Here is an 845-nt window from a genome sequence, read left to right as displayed (position 1 = left end):
GTAAGAAGGTTTTTTATCCAGTTCATTCTTTCTCTTCAAGACTGTATAAACACTCCCATTAAAAACAATCTTTTGACCCTTAATCTCTGAATTATTGCTTTGAGTTTCAGAGCCATTATAAAAGCTTTTTATCTCTTCTTTTTTTATCATTTCTCATCCCTCCCCTCTTCTAAAAACTTCTCTTTTAGCTCATCATAGAGCCTCTTGTAATCCACATCTGTTAAAAGTGAGTTCTCTTTAAACTTCTCAATTTCTCCAAGTATTCTAAAGCTTTGAGCCCTTGAAAAATGATTTAACAAAGCATTCAAAAGCTCATCTCTATTCACAAAAGAGTATGGATAATAGCCATAATACTGCAAAGCCCATTTCCCCTGCAATATAAGAGAGACCATAGCATTGCTAATAAGTGTCTTTAATGTCTCAACTTTCAAGCTCTCACCCCCTTGAAATTCATATTTGAAAACCTCCCCCATATAATTTTTATAAATCTCTTTTAAGTCCTTCCATTTATCTGGTATCTCTTTTAGATACTCAATGCCTTGTCTCTTGACTTCTTTATGCTTCAAAAGTCTCAGCTCTCCTCTTATAATATTCTCACTTGAAAAATTATATACCTGCTTCACATAAGCAAAACCCAGCTTCTCCTCAAGTTCTTTTATCTTATTGTAAAACATCAATTCTCTAACTCCATTTCTCATTAAGTAGCTATCAGGATATTGTCTTGAGGAAGTCCTCTTTAAGTTCAAGCTCTGTAAAACATCTTTATAAACTCCATAAGGTTTTGAAGTCAAAACATTCTTAAAAATATCAAGTCTCCAAATCTCTGCTTTGTCTAAGTCTGCAAT

The 845-nt window shown here is 33.1% G+C and carries 1 protein-coding gene; it reads right to left on the bottom strand.

Translation table 11 applies throughout. The features are described from left to right. Positions 1-146: 146 nt before the first annotated feature. The coding region (locus ACP5SP_RS07995; protein WP_428076547.1) for a hypothetical protein at positions 147-845 on the bottom strand (699 nt) is incomplete at its 5' end.

The organism is Caldisericum sp. (assembly GCF_049967455.1).
GTDB classification, from domain to species: Bacteria; Caldisericota; Caldisericia; order Caldisericales; family Caldisericaceae; genus Caldisericum; species Caldisericum exile_A.
This window is presented reverse-complemented; position numbering and strand designations above follow the sequence as displayed.